Here is a 23,337-nt window from a genome sequence, read left to right on the forward strand (position 1 = left end):
GACGGACCAGGGCGGAAAGATCGATCAGGTTTCGGCCCAGGTGCAGTCGCTGCACGATTCTGTGGATGAACTAAAAGCGCGCTTAGCCAAAGTCAGCAAACAGCTCGACGACATGGCCGCCGCGCAGCAAAACCTGCAGGCCGCGCCGCAACCTGGTCAGCCTGGAGTCACAAATCCGCAGCAGCCGCCGCAGGCCGCAGCGCCGCCGCCCGATGTGCTCTACAACAACGCTCTCAGCGACTACAACGGAGCGAAATACAACCTGGCCTCACAGGAGTTTGCCGATTACATCAAGTACTACGGCAACACCGATCTGGCTGGGAACGCGCAGTACTACATTGCCGACATCGAGTACAAACAGGGGAATTATCAGCAGGCGGTGCAGGATTACGACAAGGTGATCGAGCAGTATCCCAGCGGCAACAAAGCCTCAGCCGCGCAGCTCAAGAAGGGATACGCTCTCATTAACATCGATCAGCGCGACGCCGGGATTCGCGAGCTTCGTTCGCTGATCGCCCGCTATCCTCGATCGCTTGAAGCGCAGCAAGCCAAAGAGCGCCTACGCAGCCTGGGGGCCAGCACCACGGCCTCCAAGCCCTCTCCTACCCGGCGCTAACCAAGCAGAACATTCCAGCTATCTGCAGTCGCCAATAATACGTTTTGGGAAGACCTCTGTTGCTCTTCGATCAAGGCACTTCCTGGAAGTGTCGATTTCCCTGTGCCCTGGCTCGGGAAGTGAATGCCAGTGCTGTCGGCGGAGTGGCTGCTTAGATCGATCTCTTGGTGCCGGTTTCAGGCTTGTTGCTGGAAGTGGCCGGCTGTGGACGAGTGGATCTCATCCCAATCAGCGGTCCGTGGTAGCTCAACTCGCTCACTTGCTTCTCAGGTTTTGTGCTCTGCATTGTGCGGTCCTTGAAAGAGGTGAGATGCTGAAAACTCTAACTGCGGATACGCTGGCGCGCTAGATTACTGAAGGAATACCCGGATGGGTGAGCGATATCTCGTGCCAAATTAACAGCTTGGCGGAACTGCCCGTGCGGGCGAGTAAGCCGCAATAGCAATAAGCAGCAGGCAAAAGGCACTAGGCTGTAAAACCGCAAAATTGGCACTAAACCATGGACAGAAGTGGACACGATGGACGGCATGGACGGGAAGGGGTGTGGGTATGCTCAGCGTATTTGCTTATCGCCTATTGCCTACTGCTTATTGCCTACCTTTTATTGCCTGTTGGCCACTGCTTTTTTCCCCCGCTGCCACTCTCGGTAGGCCTCGCTGCGCGCAACGCCAAATTCCTTGGCTGCCTGCTTTAAAGCCGCCTTCTCGTCGAGAGCGCCGCCCGCCATCAGCTCTCGAATACGATCAGCAACGGTGGAGTGTGCTGCCTGGGCCGCTCGATCGGTGCGATTGCCTTCCACAATCACGGTGATTTCACCCTTTACGGCTTCCCGTTTCCGCAGTTCACCTGCGATCTCGGCAATGCTTCCGCGAAGAAATTCCTCGTGTAACTTGGTCAGTTCGCGCGCGAGTGCGATTCGGCGCTCTTTGCCGAATATCCGTTCGAGGTCGGCAAGCATTTCGCTCATGCGATGAGGAGCTTCATAGAACACGAGCGTCTCACGATCTTCGCGCAACGCGTCGAGCGCGGTGCGGCGCTCGCCGGAGCGCGGCGGCAGGAACCCAACGAAGCGGAAGGAATCACTCGGCAGTCCACTGGCGACCAGCGCCGAAATCAGCGCTGAAGGACCGGGAATGACGGTGATTTTCAGGCCGCGATCCAGAGCGGTGCGAACGACGCGCTCTCCGGGATCGGAAATGCCGGGCATGCCGGCGTCCGACACCAGAGCGATCCGCGCTCCATCCTCGATTTTCTTAACCAGCTCCTGCGCACGTGCAGCTTCGTTGTGCTCGTGATAGCTCTGCGTCGGTGTCTTGATTTCAAAATGGTTCAGCAGCTTCTGCGTGTGGCGCGTGTCCTCGCAGGCAATTAAGTCGGCCTCACGCAGCACGCGGAGTGCCCGCAAGGTGATGTCTTCCAGATTTCCGATGGGAGTTGCGACCACGTAAAGCCCGGAAGCCAGCGGCGCATCAGAGTTGTCGTGGGTAGACAAGGCGAGTGCAGTTTAGCGTTTCTATACCAGGTTTGCTATTGCTCCTGTGATCTTCGGCCATGCCGCCGATTTTGGATCGATTAACTCATAATGTCCCGAATCGGGAAGTTCGAGAAAGGTGATGTTCTCGTCTTTGGCGTTCTTCTGCCGGACGTATGCTCGGCTCATTTCGACGGGTACAGTATCGTCGTGAACGCCATGAACGATCAGCTGCTTGCAGTGAATGTCCAGCGCGGCGGGAGAAGCTTCGTGGTAGTGCTCGGGAACACGCACCGGAGGGCCTCCCAGAAATTCAGCTACGGCATCGTTGCTCAGGTGCAGCTCCCAGGCACGGCGCAGGTCCAGGACTCCGGCCAGCGAGACGGCTGCGCCCATCGAATTGTGGTGAGCCGCGAGCGCCAACGCGAGCTGTCCGCCTGCCGAGTGTCCGATCACGACAATTCGTTTGACGTCGATTGGATACTTGCCCGCAAGCTGCCGCAGAAATTGATAGCCGGACGTGACGTCTTCGAAGCTGCCTGGCCAGCCTCCACCCGGATTTCCCACCCGCCGATACTCGATGTTCCAGGTGACGAATCCCGCGTTGGTTAGCGCTGCGCACAAAAAGCCGGCGTGCTGCAGGTCGTACCGAGCGCGCCAGAAGCCACCGTGAACGAACATCGCTGCCGCGAATGGACCTTTTCGTTGAGGAAGTCGTAAATCCCCAAATTGGAACTGATCCTGGCCGTAATTGAGGCGGATGTCTGCGGGTGGCGGCGCGTCAGTTAGGACATGTTCACTGTTCTGCATCATGATGCACAAAGATTTTGGCGCTTTAGCGCGCCCGGAATACTCTAACAAGGGCGCACGCCAGAGCTCCTCTCGACATCCATGGGCCACGAAGCCACAGAACTCACGCGGTTCCTTATCCAGCACGGTTACACCGTCGTCTTCTTCTGGGTATTGGCGGAACAGGCGGGAGTTCCTGTGCCTTCGCTTCCTCTGCTACTCACGGCAGGCGCATTGAGCGTAGAAGGAAAGATAAGCTTCTTCCTGCTGCTGACTCTGACATTTTTTGGCGCGTTCATCAGTGATCTACTGTGGTTCCAGCTTGGTCGCTCGCAAGGTGGACGCATGCTGAGCCTCCTCTGCCGCATCTCGCTCGAACCTGACTCTTGCGTGAAGAACACTGAGAACCTCTTTGTGCGGCGTGGCGCGAGTTCGCTGCTGATTTCCAAATTTCTGCCCGGCCTGAACACGGTGGCGCAGCCGATGGCCGGGATCGTCCGCCTCTCGTGGGTAAGATTCCTGATCTACGACGTTTGCGGGACGCTGTTCTGGGCAGGAACAGTTTTGATTGCCGGACGGCTCTTTCATCGACAGATCGAAGATGTCCTCGCGCTGCTGCGGCGCACAGGAGCATCGATATTGGCTCTGGCCATTGTCGCCGCCGTTGCCTGGATTGCTTTTAAGTTCATTCAGCGTCGCCGCTTCATTCACAAGCTGCGTGTCTCTCGCATTACTCCGGAAGAGCTGAAGGATGAGATGGATCGCGGCATTCCGGTTGTGATCGTCGATTTACGCAATGAGGCGAGGCTGGATGCTGAGGCGGTCCAGATCGCCGGCGCACTGCGGTTGACGCCGGAACAACTCGAAGATCGGCACATAGAAATTCCGCGCGACCGGGACATCATCCTGTACTGCACTTGACCCAACGAAGCGACCAGCGCCCGGGTGGCGCTGCAACTCAAGAAACGCGGGATTACACGCGTACGTCCGCTGCTCGGCGGACTGGATGCGTGGGTTGAGCGGGGATATCCGGTTGAAAAAATCGCGGTCGCGGAAACACACGCCTGAGAGCGCTTCCAGGGTCGGTTAGCGTTTACGCGTATGGCAGCGTTGTTTGGGCAGCTCCCAACTGGGCCGGGGCACACGTCCTATGTCACCGGAAGAACTTATTCACCAGCCATAACACCAAGCTGAGCACGATGCTCAGAATGATGCAGGTCGTGATGGGGAAGAACACGGAAGTATTCTTCCCGCGGTAGCTGATGTCGCCCGGCAGGCGTCCGAGAGGCACGTTGGCGCGTCCGGCGAGCAGGACGACCAGGCCGATCAGGATCAGCAATCCTCCTGCGCCAATCAGCAGCTTTCCGAGGGAATTCACGATCCCATTTTATAGAGCCGGGCGGGTATACGAAGCGCAAGGGGGAGTCATAGATTGTGACTTGCTGGATGCGCTGAATGCCTCGTGTTTTCCTGCGTCTGGAAGTCCCGCTGCTCCGGTTTTTCCTGCGAGAGGACAACGTTGTTTGGCTCCGCGTTTTCTAACAGAACGAATCCGCGCAAAGCATCAATTCTGGTCCCGGATGAGAGGAGTGTCGAATGAAGGTTTGCGACGTAATGACCACTGAAGTGGAAACCGTTCAGATGAACAGTACGCTGGAAGAAGCAGCTTCGATTATGAAGGTTGAGAACGTAGGTGCAGTCCCGGTGGTCGATGAAGATGACGATCTGGTGGGCATCCTCACCGATCGCGACATTGTGGTTCGCTGTGTGGCCGACGGTAAGAATCCGGCAGAAACAAACGTCGAGGAGGTCCTGAGCCACGAGCTCGAAACGATCGAGCCCGACGCCGATATTGAAGAAGCGGCCAAACTGATGGCCGATAAGCAAATTCGAAGGCTCCCTGTGTGCGAGGATGGCGAGTTGGTTGGCATGCTCTCGATCGGCGACCTCGCCGTAAAGACACCTCGGGTCGATGCTTCGGCCGAAGCTCTTCGCGAGATCTCGGTTGGAGTAAAGGGCGAGAGTGCCGCAATGCCGATGCCTCGTGCTCGGAGCCAGCGTATGGCGCAGATGAACGCATCGGCGCATGAGGGCGGATCGCGTGCATCTCATGCTGCAGCGGCTGGGTTCAATGATGACGAGGATGTCGCTCTGGAATTTTCTGACGAAAAGGACCTTGGTATTTCCGGTGCGCGCGAACGCCACTCCAATCGCCATCATCAGGCCTCGCAAGAAGCCAAGGGATCGGGCAATACCAAAAAGAAACTGCATCCTATTTCGGAAGGCAAACCGCAACAGAACCTGGGTGTGCTTGGCCAGAAGAAACGCGGCCAGGGAATCAGCAGCCGCGACGCCAACGAGGAATTGAAGCGCAACAATCGAGTTGTTTCAATTCGGGAAGACGCTCAGGCCGGTCGCAGACGCAGACAACGTAAGACTGGATGAATCCACGCATCGCGAAGGCCCGGTACTAAAACGATAGTTTAGCTACTTCTTGTAGATCACACCGTCTTTCATGACGAAATCTACATGCTCGGTAGCTGAGATATCCTGCAGCGGATTGCCCGCAACTGCGATTACATCCGCAAAGTATCCGGGCCTAAGCGCGCCGATCTGCCCTTCCCAGCCCAACAACTTTGCGCCATTGATGAGATCCGCCTGCAAAGTCGCCAGCGGTGACATTCCGTACTGAACCATCAACACAAGCTCGCGCGCCTGCGTGCCATGCGGAAAGGGTCCAACATCGGATCCGACCGCCATCGGCACTCCTGCGGCGAGTTGCTTGCGGAATTCCTGGGCGTGGTAATCGAGAATCGCGCGCTCACGTTGTCCCGCTTCGGGAGTGGCTGCGTGATTTGCGAAATACTCGATGATGGTGAAAGTCGGGACGGCAGGAATGTGCTTCTCGCGCATCACTTTCATGGTTTCATCGCTGAGCTGAAACGCGTGGTCCACCGACTCGACGCCGGCCTGAGCCGCATAGAGTGTGCCCGGTTCTCCGGTGGCGTGTACCGCTACATGTTTGCCGACGCGCGCTGCTTCTTGTACTGCCGCTGCCAGTTGCGCTTCCGTGTATTGGTACGGCGTTGAGAACTTCCCATTTTGGAGTGAGTCCCTGCCGGTTTCATACATCTTGATGAAATCAGCTCCCTGTTTGAACTGCTCGCGGATTACGTTCACGATTTCATCGACGTTGTTCGCATAAGTTGCATTGCTGAGCACATGCTGCTCGGGGTTGTAGCCGTGCGCGTCTTCGTGTCCACCGAGGATGTCGATGGCGTTGCCACTGATACGAAGGCGCGGTCCGGGAATCAGGCCTTTGTTGATCGCATTGCGAACTGCCGTATCGGCGGAACCTGCACCTTCAGTGCCCATGTCGCGTTCGGCAGTGAAGCCGCCCATGAGATCATCGCGGGCGGCTAGCGTCGCCAGAATCGTTCGCTGCGGAACCGATTCTTCGACGGTCTGCAAATCTTCAGCACCGGGATGCAGGAACAGGTGGACGTGCGCATCGATCAGCCCCGGCATCAGCGTCGTGTCTCCTAGATCGATGACCTGCGCTCCCACGGGATGAGTGACGCTGCTTCCTGCTTCACGAATGCGCTCGCCCTCAACCAGCACTTCCCCGGGCTGCACGATTCGTCCAGCTTCAATGTCGAATAGACGAGCGGCGTGGAGAACGATCGGCTTAGGCCCTGTTTGGGAGTTCTGCGTATAAGCGCTGCTCACGCAAAGAACAAGGCAGAAAAGAACACAGAGTCGAATCTGCATAGGCGGTAATGGTAAATGACGAGATTGGCCGCGATGCCAGAGGAACAGGCTTTGCATCAGCACCGTTCGCGGTAGCAAATCGATCAGAGAGGCACCCTTCGTAACTCACCCATCCGCCGCCGCGGACGGTACTGACGTGCCGCACTGCACCAATTTGCGGCATTGACGGTAACCAGCAGCTTTGTTACCTTGCGCACAGTAGTTTCGGGACTGCTCCGGCCGGTTGTTTCCCTTGGGCTCCCGAGTTCCTTCCGCGCGCCATGAATCTTCATGGCCTCCACGCTTCCAACTCTTGCCGGCCTTTTCCCCCGAAGCTCGAGGAGCAAGACTATGACAAGCGACAATCAGCCAGTCCCGATTGCGGGCAGCGAACGCGCTGCTCTGCCGGGTTCAAGAGTCATTGCGTCCGCCAACCCCGATGAGGTTATCCAAGTCACCGTGCGGCTCAGACCGCGCACTCCGCTGAACGCAGCCGACCTGCTGCGTAAAGGCGCGCAGCCCGCGCCCGAGCGGCAGCACCTAACGCACGAAGAGTATGAGCAACAACACGGCGCGAATCCCGACGACGTTCCGAAAATCGAAGACTTCGCTCACCAGCACCAGCTCGCGACCGTCGAGACCGATTTGGGACGACGTACAGTGATCCTGAGCGGAACGGTTTCGGCCTTCAACAAAGCCTTCGACGTTGATTTGAAAGAATGTGAGCACGAGGGCATGCGCTATCGCACTCGCGTTGGCGCAGTGCACATTCCCAGCGAGTTGAACGGAGTTGTGACTGGCGTCTTCGGACTCGACAATCGTCCGCAGGCGAAGCCGCACTTTCGCCGCCGCACCACGCAGCCAGGAATAGCTGCGCACGCAAGCAGCGTTTCTTACACGCCGATTCAGGTCGCACAAGCCTACAACTTCCCTGCCGCGCTCGATGGTTCAGGACAGACGATCGCGCTGATCGAACTGGGTGGAGGCTATCGTTCGCGTGACTTGTCGAGCTATTTCAAAAAACTCGGCATCAAGCAGCCGAAGATCACCGCAGTGTCCGTCGATGGCGGACATAACAAAGCCACCGGCGATCCTAACGGTGCGGATGGCGAGGTAGTGCTCGACATTGAAGTAGCCGGTGCCGTCGCTCCAGCCTCGAAGATCGTCGTCTATTTCGCGCCGAATACCGATGCCGGCTTCCTCGACGCCATCACCAAAGCAGTTCACGACACGAAAAATAAACCGTCGGTCGTCTCGATCAGTTGGGGCGGTCCGGAGGAGAGTTTCACGCAGCAATCACTCACTGCCTACGACGAAGCCTTCCAGGCCGCGGCCGCGCTGGGAGTCACAGTTTGTGCGGCAGCCGGCGACAACGGCTCGACAGACGGGGTAACTAATGGCAAGCAACACGTAGATTTTCCCGCTTCGGACCCATTTGTTCTGGCCTGTGGCGGCACGAGCCTGCGCGTCACCGGCAAAACCGCAGTCGAGAACGTCTGGAACGAACAGCCGCAAGGAGGAGCCACCGGTGGAGGTATCAGCGATGTCTTCCCGCTTCCTGACTATCAGAAAAATGCGGAGATTCCGCCTTCGGTAAACGATCACAAAGTGCGGCGCGGTGTTCCCGATGTCTCCGGCGACGCCGACCCGCAGACAGGATATGAGATCTTCGTCGACGGTCAATCGGCTGTCTTCGGCGGCACCAGCGCTGTGGCTCCGATGATGGCGGGACTCACGGCACGGCTGAATCAGCAGGCTGGAAAGGCCGTCGGATTCCTGAACCCGGTGCTCTACCAGCAGGCAGATGCCGCGGGCGTGTTTCACGACGTGACTCAAGGCAGCAATGGATCGTATTCGGCGTCAGCCGGATGGGACGCCTGCACCGGATTGGGATCGCCCGATGGAACCAAGCTGCTTGGAGTCCTCGTCCCAAAGCAGGCAGCGCACCGCACCCCCGCGACTAGCGGGAAGATGGCTGCTGCTTCGTGATTTTTCGAACACCATTGGCTGAAAAATAAAGGCGTCCGCGGAAGCGGACGCCTTTTTCAATTCGGGAAATTTATTCCGGCGCGATGAAGTGTCCGCGACGGTTCTGATGCCAGCATTCCTCGTTCGAGTCGCTGCAGAACGGCTTCTCTTTTCCCACGCTATTGGTCGCGATGCGCTGCGCATCGACACCCTGAGCGACGAGGGCCTGCTTTACCGCTTCGGCGCGGCTGGCGCCGAGAGCGAGATTGTACTCTTCCGATCCGCGCTCGTCGCAGTGTCCTTCAACCGTGAACTTCAGCTCAGGATGCTGCTGCAGGAACTTCGCGTCAGAGGAGAGCAATTGCGAGGTCTCGTCATCGACTTTGTAGGAGTCATAGGCGAAGAACGCATCTTTCACGTTGCGTTGGAAAAGCTCCTGGAGGCTGGGACCTGATTCGGCAACTGCCGGAGCCGGCTTGTTGACGGTCAGGCGGGCGGTTGCGTCCGAAGTACCGCCGGGACCTTTTGCAACGATGCGATAGGTGGTCGACTCGCTCGGGCTTACGGTTTTGGAACCGTTCGCCTCGACGCTTCCCACTGATTCAATCGTGACGTCGGTTGCATTCTGGGCTTCCCAGGTGAGCTTTGCAGACTGCCCAGCAGTGATGTCAGAGGGTTCAACGCTTAGAGTAACTGTAGGTTGAGCCGGAGGTGGCGGTGGAACCTGGGGTGCTGCAGCAACCTTCTTCTTTGCGCAGCCCGCGACCAGCAGCAGCGCCAGTGCCAGCATAGAAATGAATGTCAGTAAAGATACGCGCGACTTCATAATTTCTCCTTGTCGGGCCAGTCAGACCCGCATTGGCTAAGAGTTAGACGAGTAAGCCGGTTAATCGTGATATGCCTGCGCCAGCTAACAGCGCATGACATAAATGAAATTAGAAAAAAAGTTGACGAGAGGCGCTTGAAGTTCATTTTGGGAATCGCGACGACGTTCCCACGGGCGCATGCAGAAGCCAGCCAACGTGAGGGCTGACGTCTGGATCAGAATTTGAAAGAGCAACGCAGCTCGTTGAGCACGAAGAGCGCTCACTGGCCCATGCACCACGATGAATGGAACGTGAACCGCCGGCAGAATCAGCAAAGCGACAACGGCGACCCCCGCCGTCAACAAAAGGCCTTGAATCACCTGCCGCGAATGCATGGCAAGAGTATCCCGCCAGTGATGGGACGAAATCAATCCAGAGTCACAGGATTAGGTAACAGCAGTCGTACGACGTTGGGCGAAAGCCTTAGGAATCAGAGGGGTCTTCTTGCGCGGCAGTGGAACCCTCCTCGGTTTCCTGCCATTCTGCACCGCAATGGTTGCACTTCCAAGTGTCACTGCGAAGTGGCAAAGGCACGCGAATCGCGTACGCGGCGAGCAGGCCGATTCCGCGATTTACGCCTTCAAACTCAATATCCGACGACCCGCATTTAGGACACTTCGGCTGCTCGAACCTTTCGGCGCCGATCTCAAAGTCCTCCGGCACCTGCTGCTGAAGAATTTCTTTCGCGCTCTCAGCGTCGCCCTCTCTGACCTGAAGCCGCATATTCCCGATCATGTTCGACATGAACCAGTCCATGCGGATGTAGTTTTCGTCGGCGAGAAAGGCATCAATTCCGGCCGACTGCAAGCGTCCACGAGCGAGGATCGCCTCGGGCAAGTCTCTAAATCTTGCGACGGTTACAAGCTGGGGATGAGCGGCTTCGGCAGCTGCCGGCATGGTGGAGTATTCAACGTGTCCTCCACGTTTCTCGATCTCGGCTTTTAACACCTCGCGCGCTGTTTCGGTGAGTTCATCGGACGACTGCAGAAGTTGGTCCAATTCTTCATCGGCCATGCGACTGTACACGTCCATAAGGCGTGCGCGCTCGCGATCGAGATCAATTTTGGTCATGGTGGTCTCAATGGCAATACAACCATGCAGGGCTCTGTTATCTCTTCAAACCTTCATCGTACATCGAGCCGTACGACAAATACTGCTTCACAGCATCGCGCGGATAGCTCATCTGAATTCGTTCCCTTTTTCCAGATCCGCTCGGCGTGAGCATCGGATAAATACCGGCGTAGTACGTCGGCAGGTTGAGCTTCTTGTAGCGTGCAACCACCTGGTCGCGCAGCGCCGGATCGAAGTGGACTCCGTACTTGTCGACGAGCGCCTTAATCGCGTCGTAGTCGCCTTCGGCCTTGATGCGCATGAGCTCGGCGAGGAGCATGCCAACTCCCTTGCGCATAAGCTGATAGTCCTTCACACGAATGTACGTCTTCCCATTTCGGTCGAACTGTTCGATCGAACCCGGCACCTTGTCTTTGATATAGCCCTCGATCAGCGCTCGGTCGCGTTCGTGGTCTTCCTCGATTGTGTCCCCTTTGGGGATTCGTCGAAGCTGCGTAAGCGCGACAATTGCCGCCGAATCGTACATTGCCTTCGCAACTTCCTCCTGATTCGTGATCAGTCCTAGCTCTTTGAGTTTAGGATCAAACGCGTTCCACAAGGCCATCAGGTCCGCACGCCCTTCTTCCAGCGTGGAGAAATACTCTTTGAGGAAAGGTTCTGCTCCGCTCTTCAGCCGATCGCTCAACTTGCCTGAGCCGTGTCCGATGACTTCGTGCATTGCTGTGAACAGATCTCGAGCTTCATTGCCGTACTTGATGTCCCGCGCAAGCGTCTGCGGATCGGGATCGAACTCTTTCGCTGCTGCGGTGCCGGAAGCGTCAGACAGAGCGCGGCTGCTTCCGGTGAAGAGGAAATTCTTGGTTCCGTATTTTTCGTGAATTTGATTTTCATTCGGCAGATTGTCCCCGACGGTGGTCACGTGGAAGTCGCCGGTCTCGATCACGGTTTCCACGGCTTTGACCACCGGCGGCGTGAAGGAAGTCTTCTTGTACTTCGTGTCCCACGGCGCCTTCTGCTCGAAGTACTCGGCGTTCTGCGCCAGCTTCACCATCGCCTCGGTGACTTTCTTGTCAGTCACGCTGACGAAGCTCTGTGAACTGCCTTTTGCCCCACGTGCGTCGCGATAAACCTCGATGAAGCCGTTGGCGAAATCGACCGTGGCGTTGTCTTGTACCCAGTCGGTGCCGAACTTCAGCCAATCATTGAAATCGCCGGTCTGGTAGTAGCGAATGAGATCGGCGATCACCTCTGCCTGCTTCGGATCAGCCAGAGCCTGCGCCTTTGCCAAATACTCATTGGCCCGTTTCAGGAACGTCGCGTAAACGCCCGGAGGAATGCTGCCATCCGAAGTGCCTGCGCGATAGACCTGCTCCTCAAGCTTGCCGTCACTGCCGCGCACGACTCGCGAGTTCAGGGGATGCTCTTCCTTGAAATCCTTCAGATCATTTAGCGACAAGCCAGGATAGAACGTGTTCGAGCTCGCCTGAATGATGTCTTTCCCGCCGGACGGACTCTTGGCCGTATCCATTGGCTCAAACTCGGGATCGAAGATGGAAGCCTTCAGCTCGTCGAGTTCTTTATCCAGCGCGTCGCCGTCGGAGAGCGGTGGAAGATCGGCATACGAACTTTTAAATGCGCCATTCTTCTGCGCGGTTTGCGCTGCATTCTTCAGATCATCGAAGCTGAAATCGGGAACGAACTTTTGCGCCGTGAGATCGTTATGATTTCCGCGATTGGCCCAGAAGAGTTTCGTGTAGTCGGTGATCTTCTTCATCACCTGAGGATCGATTCCCTCCTTGTGGGCGATCACCTCTTCCAGCAGACGCTTCTCACGCAGCGCATACGCCGAGAGTTGATCGTAGATGATCGGATCGATCGCAATCGCCGCTTCATACAGCCAGTACGCAAGCTCCTGCTGCTTCGCATTCAAGGTGCGAAAGCTCTCGGCTTTCACCTGGACAAAACCGGTGTCGCCAACGCGGTCTACGAGGGCAGACTGCCGCTTAGCTGCGGCTTTCTTTTGTGATTTTGCCTGACCGAATGCGGCGTTGCCGAAAAGAGAAAAAAGGATGAGTACTGCGAAAAGCTCTCGTCTCACGGACATCTCTCCTGATCAAACGAAAACTTTTCATGGTAAACCTTACCCGCATTGATGAGCCAATCGGGCAAAAGCAAGAGCGAACACAAAGGTCACGAAGAGCACGAAGGAGAAAGTAGCAATTGAATCTTTGAGGAGGACGCTATCCGCTGAGTACCGATTATCGAGATGATCTCTTTTTCCTTTTTTCTTTTACCTTCGTGCCCTTCGTGCTCTTCGTGTTAACCCCCGGTTTTATCAGCGCAGTAGCTTCGATCTGAACTTTTGCGCGTGGTTCTAATAATCCCGAGACGACGATCACCGACATAGCCGGCGAGTGCCCGCCAAGCTCCTCGCGATGCGCATCTTCGATGATTTCACTGTGGCGGACAAATGCGTCGCGGTCGGTTATGTACCACGTAAGCCGGATCAAATGCTCAGCTTTTCCGCCCGCGGCTTCGAGCGCGGTAAGGACGTTGGCGAGCGCCTGGCGGCTCTGCTGCGCGAAGTCGTCAGAGACAAGTTCTTCGGTCAATGGGTCGCATCCGATCTGACCGGCAATCGCCACTACTTTTCCTTCACCTACGATCACATTGGAATATCCGCTGGGATCGGGCCAGCCTTTCGGATTTACTTGCTTGATTGACGTCGCCACGTCCGCTCCGCTGAAGAATTGGGGGGACCCCTGCGTATTGTAAGTCCCGCTTTGCATGTGGGACTAAGCGGCTCTGAAATGCATACTTCTGGTCAATACTCCCGTAAACATTGGTTAAGACTTGGGTCGTGGTTTCAACGGGTTCCCAAGGTGCTTTGTCCCAAAGTCACCGAAAAGTACCGTTCTTTTCTGGGTTTATTGCCGTAAGATGAGGCAGCCGCTTCTCTGGAACAGATGCGTATTCGGCTGTGGAACAACCACGGCCAAGGAGAACTATGAATTACGAACAAGGCGCAGTGGAATCGAATCAACAGTACGAAGCTGAGCCGGTTCAAGCTCGCGGCGTAAATGCTCCGCTGATTGCGATGATATTAGCGGCGGTGTACGTCCTCGGCTCCGGTTATTTCATGTACAACATGGGCTCGCGGGTCAGCAAAGTTGAGACGGCGCAGCAAGCTGTGATTCAAAGCGCCGAACTGCGCAACAAAGCCATGATGGATCAGCTCGGGATGACCGAGGCTGGGCTGAAGCAGTCCACGCAGGATCTGCAAGTCCGCTTAGGCAGAACGCAGCGCGAACTCGCGGCCCGCGCCGCAGCGCTGCGCAAGCAGCTCGCTGAAACGGAAAAGGAGCTGCAGGACAGCCAGAAGCAGCTCGCTGCCGTATCGAATGATCTGGGTGGCGTGAAGACCGATCTGACTGGAGCGAAGGGTGACATCAGCGCGACGCGCACCGATCTTGAAGCCACGAAGAAGAAACTCGAGAGCACGATCGGCGATCTCGGCCAGCAGAGCGGCTTGATCGCACGCACGCGCGACGATCTCGAACTCCTCAAGCACAAAGGCGACCGCAACTACTACGAGTTCACTCTGACGAAGAGCAAGCATCCAACGCCAGTAGGAACCGTAAGCCTGCAGCTCAAGAAAGTCGATGCGAAAAAAGGCAAATTCACGATGAACGTGATCGCCGATGATCACACGATCGAGAAGAAGGACCGCACCGTTGCCGAGCCGCTGCAGTTCTATACCGGACGCGATCGCATGCTGTACGAAGTTGTAGTGTTCACGGCTGACAAGAAATCCGTCACCGGATACTTGAGCACGCCGAAGAATGCTCCGCAGCCCGGGATGCTGAATCAGTCGTCAGCAGTTGTTAACTAATATCGAAACGGCCGGCGAGTGAAAACGCCGGCCGTTACTTCCCGCCAAAGCCAAAAGCTTTCCCCACCGAGAATGACTCGCGGCAGTCCAGGAGGCAGTCGTTCTGCTTGTTTTGGATTAGCGTTCTGACTTGTGTTTTCAAACCCTTCGCGCAACGATGATTTCCGGAGCAATGCATGATCATCGAAATGCGTACTTATAAGCTCAAGCCGGGCGCGCGCGCTGAGTTTCTCGAGATTTTTCGTTCCAAGTCGGTCCCGGCGCACGACAAAATCGGCATGAAGATTCTCGGACCGTTTTTGTCCATCGAAGATCCCGATACCTTCTTCTTCATGCGCGGCTTTCCCGATCTGGAATCACGTGAGCCCATGAAAGCCAGGTTTTACGAAGGAGAGCTTTGGAAACGGGAATTGGAGCACGTCCTTATGCCGATGATCGAGAAATATGAAGTCTGCCTGGTGGATGATCCACAAGGCCTGATTCGCTGGTGAAGATGAGCCCCCGACAGTGTGCGCCGCGATAGACTTGAAGGATGCTCGACTATCTCAAGCTGCCGCTTGGCGAGAAGGCTCCGGAAGTTGTCAATGTTGTGGTCGAAATTCCACTGCAGTCGATTAACAAATACGAGTACGACAAGAAGTTGCACGTCTTTCGTCTTGATCGCAATCTCTATTCGCCCGTGCACTTCCCCGGCGACTACGGGTTCCTTCCGAGCACCTTGAGCCATGACGGCGATCCCCTCGACGTGCTGGTGCTGGTCGACAGCCCGAGCTTTTCCGGCTGCGTGATGGAAGTTCGTCCCATCGGAGTGCTCGATATGCTCGATCAAGGCGTTCACGACGAGAAACTGCTGGCCGTCGGCAAGAGCAATCCACGCTACAAGGATGTGTGGAACTACTCAGAGATTTACCCGCACATCCTGCGCGAGATCACGCATTTCTTCTCTATTTACAAAGATCTCGAGGGCAAACGCGTAGAAACAAAGGGCTGGCAGGATGCCTCGGTCGCCAGGCGCCTCATTATCGAAAGCCAAAAGGCATTCGAACGGGAGCAGAGTCGCGAAGCGCCGGAACAACGGGTCGTCGAGCACGTCTCGAAATAGAAAGCGGAGAATTTCGTCCCGTCCGGTTCGTACCAAGACCGCACTGTCCCAGCGGCTGGCGAATTAGAATTTCGCCGGCTTACTGGAGGAAATTATGCGATCTGAACCGTTCCAGATCTCCTGGCACAAGCTTCTCGTTTTTGCCACCGTTCTATCCCTGAGCGCCTTCGCAGGCGCGCAAAGATACCAACAAACCAATCTCGTATCGGACGTCGATGAGATCAACGGCGTTCCTACGAACCACACTCAGCCACTGGATCCCCAATTGGTGAATCCCTGGGGACTCGCAGCCAGCGCAACCAGCCCATTGTGGGTCTCGGATAACGGCGCAGGTGTTTCCACTCTCTATCAAGGGTCCGGTGCAAAGGTTTCCTTGGTGGTGACCTTGCCAGTTCCTGCCGGACAGACCACGCCGGCTGCTCCCACCGGAACCGTCTTCAACAGCAGCGCGAGCTCGACCAACTTCTCGGTTTCCGAAAATGGGAAAACAGGCAAAGCGGCTTTCCTGTTTGCGTCCGAGGATGGAATTATCTCTGGATGGGCGCCCAGTGTTGATGGAACGAATGCCATCCCTGCAGTGCCCAACGCCAAAGCTCCGGCGACAAATCCGCATGCCATCTACAAAGGCCTGGCGATGGCAAACAATGGCTTCCAGGACCTGCTCTATGCAACAAATTTTGCCGGCGGCAAGGTCGAGGTTTACGACGGAACGTTTGCTCCGGTTGCCGTTTCCGGTGGATTCGTCGATAGCGAACTGCCGCGCGGATTTGCTCCGTTCAATATCCAGAATATCGGCGGCGCTCTGTATGTAACGTTCGCAAAGCAGGGCGATGGCGCTGACGAACTGCACGGTCCCGGATTGGGACGCGTCGATGTCTTCGATGCCAACGGTAATTTGCTGAAGCGCCTCGATCACGGCGGCTGGCTCAACGCGCCCTGGGGGGTCGCGCTTGCTCCGGCGGGATTCGGCTTCTATAGCAATCACCTGCTGGTCGGAAACTTCGGGAGCGGAACGATTGCTGCCTACGACCTGGCCAGTGGACACTTCGATGGCCTGCTGCGCGACGCGAGTAACCGCTTCCTCGTCATCGATGGCCTGTGGGCAATTCGCTTCGGCAACAACGGAGCTGCTGGTCCCCCGACCACGCTGTTCTTCACCGCCGGCCCAGCTGATGAGAGTCATGGGCTGTTTGGTACCTTGCTGCCTGTAGGTGATCCGAATGCAGCGGAAGATAACGGCAACGATCGCCGCTGAAGGCCAAAATGGGAAATCGGGTGGCGCAGTCCACCTCCGCCACCCGATATAATTCTCACAGCAGTTCAATCCCCCTGCTGTGAGGTCCATGCTTGAAGAAGTTTCTGTTGCTTACCCTCTGTGCGGCCCTACTTCCCACTTTCACCTCAGCTCAATCCACTGAGATCGGAGTTTTAGCCGGAGGCATCTTCACCTCCGATACGACCGATCCTCTTTCTTGCACGACAGGCCTTTCAGGCACTTCATGCGGATCGGCGACTGTTCACACCCCGACACGCATCTCCTATGAAGGCGTGCTTGCGCACCGGCTGGTGAATCTGCATCTGGCCGGCATTCACCTGGAATTGCCTGTAGTTGGCACGCCGACACGAACGGTGGTTGAGGCTGGTTTCCGTCAGGATTTCTCCACTGTGTACTTCACGCCGGGTCTGCGTCTTCAGTTGGGATTACCTTTTTTCTCGCCATTTGTGTCGGCGGGTGGCGGGCTGGCTCATTACTCGAGTAGCAACTCGCTCGGTAGCAGCACAGTGGGCGCATTTCAGGTGGGCGGCGGATTCGATCTGAGCGCGCCTATTCCCTTCCTCAACTTCCGTGCAGAGGTGCGCGATTTCCATAACGGGACGCCGAACTTCCATGTCGGGCAGAACAATCTGTTTGCCGGCGTGGGATTGGTGTTGAAATTTTGAAGAGGTCCTACGAATGTAGTCGGAAAGCTCGAAAATCTACGAAAACTTAAAATAGAGACGCGGCGGGGCCAGCGTCTCTATTGCAGCCTGAATCTTTCGTTGAGCAGCCGCTGAAATCGCGGCCGATAGATTAAATCGTACGCAAGTTCCTTGTCGGGAAACATCGCAAGCGCTGCCGTTTTGGCATTGGCGATCATCTCTGATGCCTGTTCGAGCGTCAGGTCCTCATCCTGCGCGAGGACCGACATCACCATGTTCATCATCAACTGCAGCCGCCGGATCTTGCGATTTTCTTCTTCCTGCTCGATCTCCAGCTGGCTGCGTTTTTCCGGCTCTTTCTTTTGTCCCGTAGGATTCATTCATATCTCCCGAAACCTGCACCGCCAAGCTTCACCTCATGCTCTGCCGGACGCATGTGCGGTTCCGGCCCTGATTTCGGGAAGGCTACTTGGCCCAACTTTCCTTGCAGGAGCGTTTCCTGATTGGATGGAACTGGGGGAAGGGTACGTTGCGCAAAAAATTCAGCGAAGCAGTTTCGATCCGCGAATCTGGAGCGCATGCAGCGGATAATACACCCGTTTTCTTACGGCTCAACTCGGCGGAGTACACTGGAAGGTACTTAAGTGCATCTAAGCTGTTTGCACTCTTGCAGGACATGATTGCGAGTCCCTGGGAGGACAAATGGCCACCAATCCGAACTACAAAGCTGTGCCGATCGAAAGAGAACGCGAACTCGTCCAGGTGTTCGATACAGCCGATGAGGCCGAGGCGCTCGTCGTCCAAGGGCTGCTTGAATCGCATGGCATTGAAGCGCTGCGCACTTACCTAGATGCCCCTCAGGACGTTCTTCCCGGTGTTGGTGGAATCGTTCTTCGTGTTCGACCGAGCGATGCCGACGAGGCCCGCAGCATCATCGAAGAGCAGCGCAATGCTCCGCCTGAGGACGAGGAATCCAGCGAGATGGAAACATCATAGTCGTCTGCTCGCGCCCCCATCGGATCTGATCCACTCCTTCCCGATTCAGGAAGAAACTTGTCGCGCCGGTCACATCGGTGCGGTACGTGCACGCGCCCTCGGAGCCAAGACGCTCGAGCACTTCCGCTCGCGGGTGTCCGTAGCGGTTGAATTTCCCAACTGAAATAATTGCGAACTCCGGCCGAGTTCTCGCCAGAAGCTCCGGGGTGGAAGAAGTAGCGCTTCCGTGATGAGCGACTTTGAGCAGGTTTATATGTCCAACCTCGGGAGTGATGATGCGCTCGGTTTTCTTTTCTGCATCACCCTCTAACAAAACCGAGGCCTTGTCGTAGGTGATCTCGACGACCATAGAATCGTCGTTGCCGCGCGCTCTTGTCGATGTGTCCTCCGCGAAGGGAGCAAGCACGGCAAATGCCACGCCGCCGAAATTGAATCGATCTCCCGCGCTGTGTTGTACGACGGGAATCCCGAATCGGGACGCTTCCGCCATTAAGCCTTCGAGAGCCGGCGTTTGTGGTCCCGGAGCAATCCACAGGGCGTCTGGATGGAAGTTGGCGAGCACGGCCGGCAATCCACCGATGTGATCTCCGTGCGCGTGAGATAAGGCAACGGTATCGAGATGCGAAAAGCCTCGTGACCACAGATAGGGCGAGACCACCTCCTCGCCGATGTCGAATCCAGACATATTTATGCCGAGCGTTCCGCCGCCGTCCATCAACAGTGTTTTACCTTGCGGCGTTACGACGAGTAACGAGTCGCCTTGTCCGACATCGATTGCGGTCACCTCGAGCTGGGCGTGAATCTTGTCCGGCTTGCGGGCATATAGAACACACAAGTCGCTGAAGGCTAAGACGAAGAGTGACGCAAAAAGCAGCAGGTATCGTGCTCGGGCTGTCAGGAGGCAAACGGCGACAGCCAACAGGCAAAGACAGCTTGCCCAGATCGCTGGAGTGGGCACTCGGAGGTCGGCTGCGCGGAAATGCGAGAACGTGAACACGGCGAAGCTCACAAAATGAAGCAGCAAAGCTGTGATCACTTTGGGAACGATCGCCAGCCATGCGCCAGCGTAGCTGCATAAGGTGGCGACCACTGCAAATGGGAGTAGGAAGGTCATCATCGGCACTACGGCCACATTGGCCGGCAAAGCCAGTGTTGTCGCACGATGGAAGTACACGGCCATCGGCAGGGCCAACGCAGCCTGCATAAGGGCAGAGATGAGGAAGATTTCAGCAAGTCGGAGAACTACGCGAATGCCTCCGAACAGAGTTATTCGTGCGAGCCATTTTGGAATGAGCCGCTCGATACGAATAAGAATCATTCGCAGATTGAGGCGAAATTGCGTCTGATTGGGCAGCAAGTGCAAGTCATAAGTCGTTGAGTCGGGTTGATCGAGCGCTTTTCTGTAAACCGCAGTTGTACGCTCCAGAATGGGAACTGCGATCCCGGCAATGGCGATGACGGCGAGAAAGGTCATCTGAAAGCCTGCATCGAAGAGCGAAGCTGGATCGATCACCAGGCCGGCCAGAGCGGCAAAGCCAATCGCATTCAGCACGTCCCGCTCACGATAAAAAAGCCGGGCGAGCATGTAGACGCCGCACATCAACGCCGCACGTTGAACCGGAGCGCCGAGATCCGTGATGGTGACGTAAAGGGCAACGAAGATTACGCTCACGAACGTTGCCGCGATCTCAGGCGTGTGGAAGAGGCGGCAAATCCAGAACACAGCAAGGGCGAGAATCGCGACTGCCATTCCCGAAACGACAAGCAAGTGATACGAACCGGTCCGCTGAAAGTCGCGCTTGACGCGCTGATCGAGCAAGGAACGCTCGCCGAGGATCATGGCAGCGAGTAATCCGGCGTCTGTGCGGCTGATTGCGAATAATGGCCACTTGGGAGTGCCGTCGGATTCCAGTTTAAGAATATGCGTAAGCAGACTCTCGCGAGCCTGCGCTCGCCACCGACCGAGGCGCGCGCCTCCCATTCCGGGAAGCACTTCGATCTCAGCTCCTTTGGTATTTAAGACCGCCACGATGCCTTGTTGCTGCAGGTATGCTCTGCGGTCGAAGACTCCGGGATCGCCGAAGACCTGAGGAGAACGAATGCGTCCGCGAATCCGAAGCCGTTGGCCGTACAGGAAGATCCTGCCCGATGCAGGTAGTTCTTCGGAAGGTCCCGTTTCCGAATCGACGCTATAGACCCCGACTCGTGCTCCGAACGGCTGAGCCAGATGTGGCGCGGGTTCATCTTCGCGGGACAGTCGATCAACCTCGAGGTCAAGTTGTTGGTACGTCTCGGGAGCTGCCCCAGCGCTACCGCTATCCGTCGCTCGTTCGAGAACCGGCAGCGAAGCCCGTGTAACAAAGCCCTCAATCGCAACCTCCTGGTTCTCAAGTTCCGCCGGAAAAAGTGGTACGGGGTGAATTGGTCCAAGAGAAAATTCCGCCGCGCCTGTAGCCGTAAGCGCCAGAAATGCTGACGCCCAGATAACGTGCGGACGTACTCGCATCCGAATCGCAAATGCGCCAAGGGCAGCCAACAATAGCGCGGCCGCGACGTCCCAATTCGGCGGCGTCCACCGGCCAACACCGAGAGCCAGCTTCGCCCACAAAATTCCCCCGGCGTACGCGAGAGCAGCGAAGAAGAGCGGATGAGGTACGGCTGTAGCAGTAGGCTTCGAAGTCGGAGATGGGGTAACAGCAGGTGCCGCGGCCGCCACGGGGTAAGCAGTGTAAACCAGAGCCGCGCGATTGATGATGCCCACCGGCGACCGGCGGCGCGTCTTCTGGCCTAGTTGAAAAGTGTTAACCTGAAAGGTTGGGGGCTCGTCTGCAACGGCCTCCTTAGAAGCTGGATTTCATGGACCATCGGGCATTTTTCTTTCAGAAACTAGGACTTACGAACCGCGACCTGGAGCGATACCTGGCTGAGGCGCTATCGGCAGGCGGGGATTACGCTGATCTTTATTTCGAATACCACACCTCGACTTCGCTGAGCCTCGACGAGTCGCTCATCAAGTCGGCAACTCAGGGTATCTCGGCAGGGTGTGGCGTGCGGGTCATATCCGGCGAGCGCACTGGCTATGCCTATACAGACGACCTCTCTTCGGAGCGCATTATTCGGGCGGCGCGGACCGCTGCGCTGATAGCCAGCGGTCCCAATAAGCAGCCGATGGTCAACTTGAAGGATCCAACCGGCGGCCATACTCTATACGCCGTCGCATCGCCATCGGTCGATGCCGAAGTAGCGGCCAAGGTCGAGCTGCTGCATCGGGCAGACAAGCACGCACGCAGCTACGACTCCCGGATCGTACAAGTTCGCGCCAGCTATGCCGACGAACTGCGCCGGATCCTGGTGGTTGGCTCCGATGGCGTGATTGCCTCGGATTCGCAGCCCTTGGCTCGCATGAGCGTTTTCTGCATCGCGAAGGACGGCCAGAATTCCGCGCGCGGGACATCAGGCGGCGGAGGCCGTGTCTCGATCGATTATTTTCAGACGGAGAAGACGCCCGAATACTTCGCTCACGAGGCGGCGCGCCAGTCGATCATTCAACTCGATGCGCGTGAAACTCCCGCCGGCGAAATGGAAGTGGTGCTCGGTCCTGGCTGGCCTGGCGTTCTCTTGCATGAAGCTGTGGGCCACGGACTCGAAGCCGATTTCAACCGCAAAAAGACGTCAGCCTTCGCGGGCCTGGTCGGGAAGCGTGTGGCCAGCGAGAAGATCACGGTCGTCGATGATGGAACTATGCCCTCGCGTCGCGGCTCGATCAATGTTGACGACGAAGGCTCGGCGACGCAGCGCACTGTGCTGATCGAAGACGGCATTCTGAAGGGATACATCAGCGACAAGCTTTCCTCGCGGCTGATGGGCATCGCCGATACGGGAAACGGCCGTCGCGAGAGCTACGAACACATTCCCATGCCGCGCATGACGAACACCTACATGCTCGCCGGACAAGACGATCCGCGCGACATCATCAAATCGGTAAAGCGCGGTTTATTCGCCGTGAACTTCGGCGGCGGCCAGGTGGACATCACCAATGGCAAGTTCGTCTTCTCGGCCTCCGAGGCGTACCTGATCGAAGATGGCCAGATCACTGCGCCGGTAAAGAATGCGACACTAATCGGAAACGGCCCAGATGTGCTCACGCGCGTGTCGATGGTCGGCAACGATCTAGCCCTCGACGAGGGTGTAGGAACCTGCGGGAAAGATGGCCAGTCGGTGCCCGTAGGCGTAGGCATGCCAACGATAAAAGTAGATCGCCTCACGGTCGGCGGAACAGGATGAGATCTTTCCGTTCTGTCATTCCGACGCCTGCGGTTGGCGAGGAATCCCCATGGCAGGCTATGAGCTTCAGGACAACATTCACGATAGTTTGCATGCGTTCGAACTCAAGAGCATTGCATGGCGATAGGGATTCCTCACCGCGAAAAGCGCGGTTCGGAATGACAAGGAGAACCTCTGTGACCTCCGTGTCCTCCATGTTCAAAGTTTTTGGCTTAGCAGCTTAGGAGCTTAGAAGCTTAGCAGCTCAATGTTAGACACCCAGGAACAAATCGAACTCGGTACCGGTCTGAAAGAAATCGCTCTCGACGTCGTCGAGCGGGCGATGCAGGCTGGAGCTACTGCTGCCGACGCGATTGCGCGCGATGGCAATGAATTCTCTACGCTCGTGCGCATGGGCGAAGTGGAAACGCTCAAAGAATCGGGAGCACGTGCTCTCGGGTTGCGGGTTTTCGTCGGCAAGCGCGCTGCGGAGACGCACACCAGCGACTTTTCGCGCGATGGCATCGAGCGGCTGGTCTCTGGAGCGATTTCCCTGGCGCGGGCGACTTCTGAAGATCCCGCTGCTGGATTACCTGAAGCGGAGAGCCTCGGCTCGCTGAAGCAGAACCTGGA

At 56.8% G+C, this 23,337-nt stretch carries 24 protein-coding genes; 12 read left to right on the forward strand and 12 right to left on the reverse strand.

All coding sequences use genetic code 11. From position 1 onward, the window contains the following. The coding region (locus VFU50_08760; GenBank protein ID HEU5232936.1) for a tetratricopeptide repeat protein at positions 1–616 on the forward strand (616 nt) is incomplete at its 5' end. 151 nt (positions 617–767) lie between these two features. Here the strand turns inward: VFU50_08760 and VFU50_08765 are convergent. From VFU50_08765 to VFU50_08775, 3 genes are all read right to left on the reverse strand, one after another. Then, a complete protein-coding gene (locus tag VFU50_08765) occupies positions 768–902 on the reverse strand; it encodes a hypothetical protein (GenBank protein HEU5232937.1) in 135 nt (44 codons plus the stop codon). A gap of 315 nt (positions 903–1,217) precedes the next feature. Beyond that, the gene (gene rsmI / locus VFU50_08770) at positions 1,218–2,108 is read right to left on the reverse strand and encodes a 16S rRNA (cytidine(1402)-2'-O)-methyltransferase (GenBank protein ID HEU5232938.1); all 891 of its coding nucleotides are present in this window, start codon (positions 2,106–2,108) and stop codon (positions 1,218–1,220) included. 21 nt (positions 2,109–2,129) lie between these two features. Then, positions 2,130–2,900 (reverse strand): alpha/beta fold hydrolase, encoded by a 771-nt coding sequence (locus VFU50_08775; protein HEU5232939.1) that lies wholly within the window; start codon positions 2,898–2,900, stop codon positions 2,130–2,132. Between the two features lie 78 nt (positions 2,901–2,978). Here VFU50_08775 and VFU50_08780 point away from each other — a divergent pair, with 78 nt between their 5' ends. After that, positions 2,979–3,797, forward strand: coding sequence for a VTT domain-containing protein (locus tag VFU50_08780; GenBank protein ID HEU5232940.1), 819 nt, complete (start codon positions 2,979–2,981; stop codon positions 3,795–3,797). A 232-nt stretch (positions 3,798–4,029) separates the two neighbouring features. Here VFU50_08780 and VFU50_08785 read toward each other — a convergent pair whose 3' ends face one another. Continuing rightward, positions 4,030–4,254, reverse strand: coding sequence for a DUF2905 domain-containing protein (locus tag VFU50_08785; protein HEU5232941.1), 225 nt, complete (start codon positions 4,252–4,254; stop codon positions 4,030–4,032). A gap of 218 nt (positions 4,255–4,472) precedes the next feature. Between VFU50_08785 and VFU50_08790 the strand changes: the two genes are divergently transcribed. After that, the gene (locus VFU50_08790; protein ID HEU5232942.1) at positions 4,473–5,321 is read left to right on the forward strand and encodes a CBS domain-containing protein; all 849 of its coding nucleotides are present in this window, start codon (positions 4,473–4,475) and stop codon (positions 5,319–5,321) included. Between the two features lie 42 nt (positions 5,322–5,363). Here the strand turns inward: VFU50_08790 and VFU50_08795 are convergent, their stop codons facing one another. Continuing rightward, a complete protein-coding gene (locus tag VFU50_08795; protein HEU5232943.1) occupies positions 5,364–6,647 on the reverse strand; it encodes an amidohydrolase family protein in 1,284 nt (427 codons plus the stop codon). A gap of 330 nt (positions 6,648–6,977) precedes the next feature. Here VFU50_08795 and VFU50_08800 point away from each other — a divergent pair, with 330 nt between their 5' ends. Then, the gene (locus VFU50_08800; GenBank protein ID HEU5232944.1) at positions 6,978–8,615 is read left to right on the forward strand and encodes a S53 family peptidase; all 1,638 of its coding nucleotides are present in this window, start codon (positions 6,978–6,980) and stop codon (positions 8,613–8,615) included. 70 nt (positions 8,616–8,685) lie between these two features. On the opposite strand, the gene pal is transcribed toward VFU50_08800, so the two are convergent. The 5 genes from pal to VFU50_08825 all read right to left on the reverse strand — a co-directional run bounded on the left by pal (position 8,686) and on the right by VFU50_08825 (position 13,263). Then, positions 8,686–9,420 (reverse strand): peptidoglycan-associated lipoprotein Pal, encoded by a 735-nt coding sequence (gene pal, locus VFU50_08805; protein HEU5232945.1) that lies wholly within the window; start codon positions 9,418–9,420, stop codon positions 8,686–8,688. An 84-nt stretch (positions 9,421–9,504) separates the two neighbouring features. Continuing rightward, entirely contained in the window at positions 9,505–9,795 is a 291-nt protein-coding gene (locus VFU50_08810) for a hypothetical protein (GenBank protein ID HEU5232946.1), read from the reverse strand. Between the two features lie 88 nt (positions 9,796–9,883). After that, entirely contained in the window at positions 9,884–10,531 is a 648-nt protein-coding gene (locus VFU50_08815; protein HEU5232947.1) for a DUF2007 domain-containing protein, read from the reverse strand. Positions 10,532–10,568: 37 nt separating this feature from the next. Then, positions 10,569–12,629, reverse strand: coding sequence for a hypothetical protein (locus tag VFU50_08820; protein HEU5232948.1), 2,061 nt, complete (start codon positions 12,627–12,629; stop codon positions 10,569–10,571). A gap of 160 nt (positions 12,630–12,789) precedes the next feature. Next, positions 12,790–13,263 (reverse strand): RidA family protein, encoded by a 474-nt coding sequence (locus tag VFU50_08825; protein ID HEU5232949.1) that lies wholly within the window; start codon positions 13,261–13,263, stop codon positions 12,790–12,792. Between the two features lie 275 nt (positions 13,264–13,538). Here VFU50_08825 and VFU50_08830 point away from each other — a divergent pair, with 275 nt between their 5' ends. The 5 genes from VFU50_08830 to VFU50_08850 all read left to right on the forward strand — a co-directional run bounded on the left by VFU50_08830 (position 13,539) and on the right by VFU50_08850 (position 17,466). Next, a complete protein-coding gene (locus VFU50_08830; protein HEU5232950.1) occupies positions 13,539–14,423 on the forward strand; it encodes a hypothetical protein in 885 nt (294 codons plus the stop codon). A 176-nt stretch (positions 14,424–14,599) separates the two neighbouring features. After that, on the forward strand, positions 14,600–14,914 hold the full coding sequence (locus VFU50_08835; protein ID HEU5232951.1) for an NIPSNAP family protein: 315 nt from the start codon (positions 14,600–14,602) through the stop codon (positions 14,912–14,914). A gap of 41 nt (positions 14,915–14,955) precedes the next feature. Then, positions 14,956–15,525 (forward strand): inorganic diphosphatase, encoded by a 570-nt coding sequence (locus VFU50_08840; GenBank protein ID HEU5232952.1) that lies wholly within the window; start codon positions 14,956–14,958, stop codon positions 15,523–15,525. A gap of 94 nt (positions 15,526–15,619) precedes the next feature. Then, positions 15,620–16,780 (forward strand): TIGR03118 family protein, encoded by a 1,161-nt coding sequence (locus VFU50_08845; GenBank protein ID HEU5232953.1) that lies wholly within the window; start codon positions 15,620–15,622, stop codon positions 16,778–16,780. A gap of 92 nt (positions 16,781–16,872) precedes the next feature. Beyond that, positions 16,873–17,466, forward strand: coding sequence for a hypothetical protein (locus tag VFU50_08850; GenBank protein ID HEU5232954.1), 594 nt, complete (start codon positions 16,873–16,875; stop codon positions 17,464–17,466). A 77-nt stretch (positions 17,467–17,543) separates the two neighbouring features. Here VFU50_08850 and VFU50_08855 read toward each other — a convergent pair whose 3' ends face one another. After that, entirely contained in the window at positions 17,544–17,825 is a 282-nt protein-coding gene (locus tag VFU50_08855; GenBank protein HEU5232955.1) for a hypothetical protein, read from the reverse strand. Positions 17,826–18,147: 322 nt separating this feature from the next. Between VFU50_08855 and VFU50_08860 the strand changes: the two genes are divergently transcribed. After that, positions 18,148–18,441 carry a DUF2007 domain-containing protein gene (locus VFU50_08860; protein HEU5232956.1) on the forward strand — a complete coding sequence of 98 codons (294 nt, stop codon included), beginning with the start codon at positions 18,148–18,150 and terminating at the stop codon, positions 18,439–18,441. Here VFU50_08860 and VFU50_08865 read toward each other — a convergent pair. Further along, complete coding sequence (locus tag VFU50_08865) at positions 18,377–21,157, reverse strand: ComEC/Rec2 family competence protein (GenBank protein HEU5232957.1); 2,781 nt, start codon at positions 21,155–21,157, stop codon at positions 18,377–18,379. The genes VFU50_08860 and VFU50_08865 overlap by 65 nt on opposite strands. Positions 21,158–21,297: 140 nt before the next feature. Here VFU50_08865 and tldD point away from each other — a divergent pair, with 140 nt between their 5' ends. Further along, on the forward strand, positions 21,298–22,725 hold the full coding sequence (gene tldD / locus VFU50_08870) for a metalloprotease TldD (GenBank protein ID HEU5232958.1): 1,428 nt from the start codon (positions 21,298–21,300) through the stop codon (positions 22,723–22,725). Positions 22,726–22,972: 247 nt separating this feature from the next. Next, on the forward strand, positions 22,973–23,337 hold a 365-nt coding region (locus VFU50_08875), incomplete at its 3' end, for a DNA gyrase modulator (GenBank protein HEU5232959.1).

The sequence above is a fragment of the Terriglobales bacterium genome, from assembly GCA_035764005.1.
Taxonomy (GTDB): Bacteria; Acidobacteriota; Terriglobia; order Terriglobales; family Acidobacteriaceae; genus Gp1-AA112.

Bases quoted from the DNA above. Each gene is read 5' to 3' on its own strand.
- VFU50_08855 (HEU5232955.1), bottom strand. From the start codon at position 17,825: ATGAATCCTACGGGACAAAAGAAAGAGCCGGAAAAACGCAGCCAGCTG.
- VFU50_08830 (HEU5232950.1), top strand. From the start codon at position 13,539: ATGAATTACGAACAAGGCGCAGTGGAATCGAATCAACAGTACGAAGCT.
- VFU50_08795 (HEU5232943.1), bottom strand. From the start codon at position 6,647: ATGCAGATTCGACTCTGTGTTCTTTTCTGCCTTGTTCTTTGCGTGAGC.
- VFU50_08775 (HEU5232939.1), bottom strand. From the start codon at position 2,900: ATGATGCAGAACAGTGAACATGTCCTAACTGACGCGCCGCCACCCGCA.
- VFU50_08765 (HEU5232937.1), bottom strand. From the start codon at position 902: ATGCAGAGCACAAAACCTGAGAAGCAAGTGAGCGAGTTGAGCTACCAC.
- VFU50_08810 (HEU5232946.1), bottom strand. From the start codon at position 9,795: ATGCATTCGCGGCAGGTGATTCAAGGCCTTTTGTTGACGGCGGGGGTC.
- VFU50_08840 (HEU5232952.1), top strand. From the start codon at position 14,956: ATGCTCGACTATCTCAAGCTGCCGCTTGGCGAGAAGGCTCCGGAAGTT.
- tldD (HEU5232958.1), top strand. From the start codon at position 21,298: ATGGACCATCGGGCATTTTTCTTTCAGAAACTAGGACTTACGAACCGC.
- VFU50_08860 (HEU5232956.1), top strand. From the start codon at position 18,148: ATGGCCACCAATCCGAACTACAAAGCTGTGCCGATCGAAAGAGAACGC.
- VFU50_08780 (HEU5232940.1), top strand. From the start codon at position 2,979: ATGGGCCACGAAGCCACAGAACTCACGCGGTTCCTTATCCAGCACGGT.
- VFU50_08800 (HEU5232944.1), top strand. From the start codon at position 6,978: ATGACAAGCGACAATCAGCCAGTCCCGATTGCGGGCAGCGAACGCGCT.
- VFU50_08835 (HEU5232951.1), top strand. From the start codon at position 14,600: ATGATCATCGAAATGCGTACTTATAAGCTCAAGCCGGGCGCGCGCGCT.
- VFU50_08790 (HEU5232942.1), top strand. From the start codon at position 4,473: ATGAAGGTTTGCGACGTAATGACCACTGAAGTGGAAACCGTTCAGATG.
- pal (HEU5232945.1), bottom strand. From the start codon at position 9,420: ATGAAGTCGCGCGTATCTTTACTGACATTCATTTCTATGCTGGCACTG.
- VFU50_08815 (HEU5232947.1), bottom strand. From the start codon at position 10,531: ATGACCAAAATTGATCTCGATCGCGAGCGCGCACGCCTTATGGACGTG.
- VFU50_08845 (HEU5232953.1), top strand. From the start codon at position 15,620: ATGCGATCTGAACCGTTCCAGATCTCCTGGCACAAGCTTCTCGTTTTT.